At 71.0% G+C, this 2,771-nt stretch carries 4 protein-coding genes; all 4 read left to right on the top strand.

Features of this window, described 5'->3' with window-relative positions; genetic code table 11:
- Window positions 1-464 (top strand): phosphonate C-P lyase system protein PhnH (gene phnH / locus ACR2JA_RS02560; protein ID WP_434007564.1); only part of this gene is annotated, 464 nt, incomplete at its 5' end.
- A 2-nt stretch (window positions 465-466) separates the two neighbouring features.
- The gene (locus ACR2JA_RS02555; protein WP_434007563.1) at window positions 467-1,567 is read left to right on the top strand and encodes a carbon-phosphorus lyase complex subunit PhnI; all 1,101 of its coding nucleotides are present in this window, start codon (window positions 467-469) and stop codon (window positions 1,565-1,567) included.
- A complete protein-coding gene (locus tag ACR2JA_RS02550; RefSeq protein WP_434007562.1) occupies window positions 1,564-2,472 on the top strand; it encodes an alpha-D-ribose 1-methylphosphonate 5-phosphate C-P-lyase PhnJ in 909 nt (302 codons plus the stop codon). The genes ACR2JA_RS02555 and ACR2JA_RS02550 overlap by 4 nt, the downstream gene beginning before the upstream one ends.
- On the top strand, window positions 2,465-2,771 hold a 307-nt coding region (locus ACR2JA_RS02545; RefSeq protein ID WP_434007561.1), incomplete at its 3' end, for an N-acetyltransferase family protein. The genes ACR2JA_RS02550 and ACR2JA_RS02545, both read left to right, overlap by 8 nt.

The following is a 2,771-nucleotide window of genomic DNA, read 5'->3' as shown; positions in this document are numbered from 1 at the left end:
CCGCCGCCCTGCTGCTGCAGGCGCTGGTGGACAGCGACTGCGCGGTGTGGCTCTCGCCCGCGCTGGCCGCCAGCGACGCCGCCGCCTGGCTGCGCTTCCACACCGGCTGCCGCTGGGCCGCATCGCCCGCGGCGGCACGCTTCCTCTGGATCGCCGAAGGCGACGCGCTGCCGCCCCTGGCCACGCTGAACGCCGGCACCCACGAGTACCCCGACCAGTCGGCCACCTGCGTGGTCGAAGTGGCCGCGGTGGGCGACGCAGAGGCCGAGGCCTTCGTGCTCACCGGCCCCGGCATCGCGACCGACCAGAGCCTGTCCGTCCACGGCCTGCCCGGTGACTTCGCCGACCAGTGGGACACCAACCACCGCAGCTTCCCGCGCGGCGTGGACCTGTTCCTGGCCACGCCCACCCACATCGCGGGCCTGCCCCGCAGCACCCGCGTGCGCGCGACCCAGGAGGCCTGACCATGTACGTGGCCGTCAAGGGCGGTGAAACCGCCATCCTCCACAGCTACCGCCTGCTGGCCGAACAGCGCCGCGGCGACCCGCAGCAACCCGAGCTGAGCGTGGACCAGATCCGCCAGCAGATGAAGCTGGCGGTGGACCGCGTGATGACCGAGGGCTCGGTGTACGACGCCGAACTGGCCGCGCTGGCGATCAAGCAGGCCGCGGGCGATCTGGTGGAGGCCATCTTCCTGCTGCGCGCCTACCGCGCCACGCTGCCGCGCCTGGGCACCACGCGCGCGCTGGACACCGCGCAGATGCGGCCGGACCGCCGCATCTCGGCGACCTTCAAGGACCTGCCGGGCGGCCAGATCCTGGGCCCGACCTACGACTACACCCAGCGCCTGCTGGACTTCACGCTGCTGGCCAACGCCGCTACGCCGGGCAGCGCCACGGCGGCGGCCACGGCAGTGCCCGCCCCGGCTCCGCGCGTGGTCGACCTGCTGAACCAGGAGGGCCTGATCGAGACCCACCCGGTGCCCGAGGGCGACCCCGAGCCGGTGGACCTGACGCGCGAGCCGCTGCGCTTCCCGGCCGACCGCGCCACCCGCCTGCAAAACCTGGCGCGCGGAGATGAGGGCTTCCTGCTGGCCATGGCCTATTCCACCCAGCGCGGCTATTCGCACACCCACCCCTTCGTGGGCGAGGTGCGGCTGGGCCAGGTCGAAGTGGTGCTCGAACCCGAGGAGCTGGACTTCCCCGTGTCCATCGGCGAGATCGAGATCACCGAGTGCGAAATGGTCAACCAGTTCGCCGGCAGCAAGACCGAGCCGCCGAAGTTCACGCGCGGCTACGGCCTGGCCTTCGGTCACAGCGAGCGCAAGGCCATGGCCATGAGCCTGGTGGACCGCGCGCTGCGCGCCCCCGAGCTGGGCGAAACCGTCGAGGCACCGGCGCAGCAGCAGGAGTTCGTGCTCTCGCACAGCGACAGCCTGGAAGCCTCGGGCTTCGTGCAGCACCTGAAGCTGCCGCACTACGTGGACTTCCAGTCCGAGCTGGAACTGGTGCGCCGCATGCGCGCCGAAGCCCGGCGCCAACCCAACCCGGACCCGGAGGCCGCATGAACGCGCCCATGAATCCCGAACTGCTGCACCCCGAAGCGCCCGCCACCGAGCCGGGTGTGAACTTCGCGTACCTGGACGAGCGCACCAAGCGCATGATCCGCCGCGCCATCCTCAAGGCCGTCGCCATCCCCGGCTACCAGGTGCCCTTCGGCTCGCGCGAAATGCCGCTGCCCTACGGCTGGGGCACGGGCGGCATACAGGTCACGGCGGCGGTGATCGGGCCGGACGACACCCTCAAGGTGATCGACCAGGGATCGGACGACACCGTCAACGCGGTCAACATCCGCCGCTTCTTCCAGCGCACCACCGGTGTCGAGGTGACCACGCGCACGACCGAGGCCGACATCATCCAGACGCGCCACCGCATTCCGGAGACGCCGCTGCGCGAAGGGCAGGTGATCGTCTACCAGGTGCCGGTGCCCGAGCCCATGCAGCGGCTGGAGCCGCGCGAGACCGAGACCCGCACGCTGCACGCCCTGGCCGAATACGGGCTGATGCACGTGAAGCTCTATGAAGACATCGCGCGCCACGGCCACATCGCCACCACCTACGACTACCCCGTCATGGTCAACGGCCGCTACCTGATGGCGCCGTCGCCGATCCCGAAGTTCGACAACCCCAAGATGCACATGAACCCGGCCCTGCAGCTGTTCGGCGCCGGGCGGGAAAAGCGCATCTACGCGGTGCCGCCGTACACGAAGGTCGAGAGCCTGGGCTTCGAGGACCACCCGTTCGAGGTCCAGAAGTGGGACGTGCCCTGCGCGCTGTGCGGCGCCACCGACAGCTTCCTCGACGAAATCATCACCGACGACCAGGGCACGCGCCTGCACGTCTGCTCCGACTCCGACCACTGCCAGGAGCGGCAGGCGGCACAGGCCACCGCACCGGAGCCGGCCCATGACTGACGCCGTGATGCTGCGCGAAGCCACGGCCGACGACCTGCCGGCCGTGCTGGCGCTGTACGCACAGCCCGGCCTGGACGACGGCGAGGTGCTCGGCCCCGAGCAGGCGCGCGAGGTCTTCGCCCAGTTCGCGCGCTACCCCAGCTACCGCCTGTTCGTGGCCATCGATGCCGCGGGCGCGGTGGTCGGCAGCTACGCCCTGCTGGTCATGCACAACCTGGCCCACCGCGGCACGCCCTCGGCCATTGCCGAGGACGTGGTGGTCGACCAGGCCTGCCGCGGCCAGGGCATCGGCCGCCAGA

The organism is Hydrogenophaga sp. (assembly GCF_051007235.1).
Taxonomy (GTDB): domain Bacteria; phylum Pseudomonadota; class Gammaproteobacteria; order Burkholderiales; family Burkholderiaceae_C; genus Hydrogenophaga.
Note: the sequence above shows the minus strand (reverse complement) of the source record. Positions and strands in the feature narration are given on the sequence as shown.

What these genes read in the sequence shown, in the direction of transcription:
- ACR2JA_RS02555 (WP_434007563.1), top strand. Translation starts at nt 467, where the DNA reads ATGTACGTGGCCGTCAAGGGCGGTGAAACCGCCATCCTCCACAGCTAC.
- ACR2JA_RS02550 (WP_434007562.1), top strand. Translation starts at nt 1,564, where the DNA reads ATGAACGCGCCCATGAATCCCGAACTGCTGCACCCCGAAGCGCCCGCC.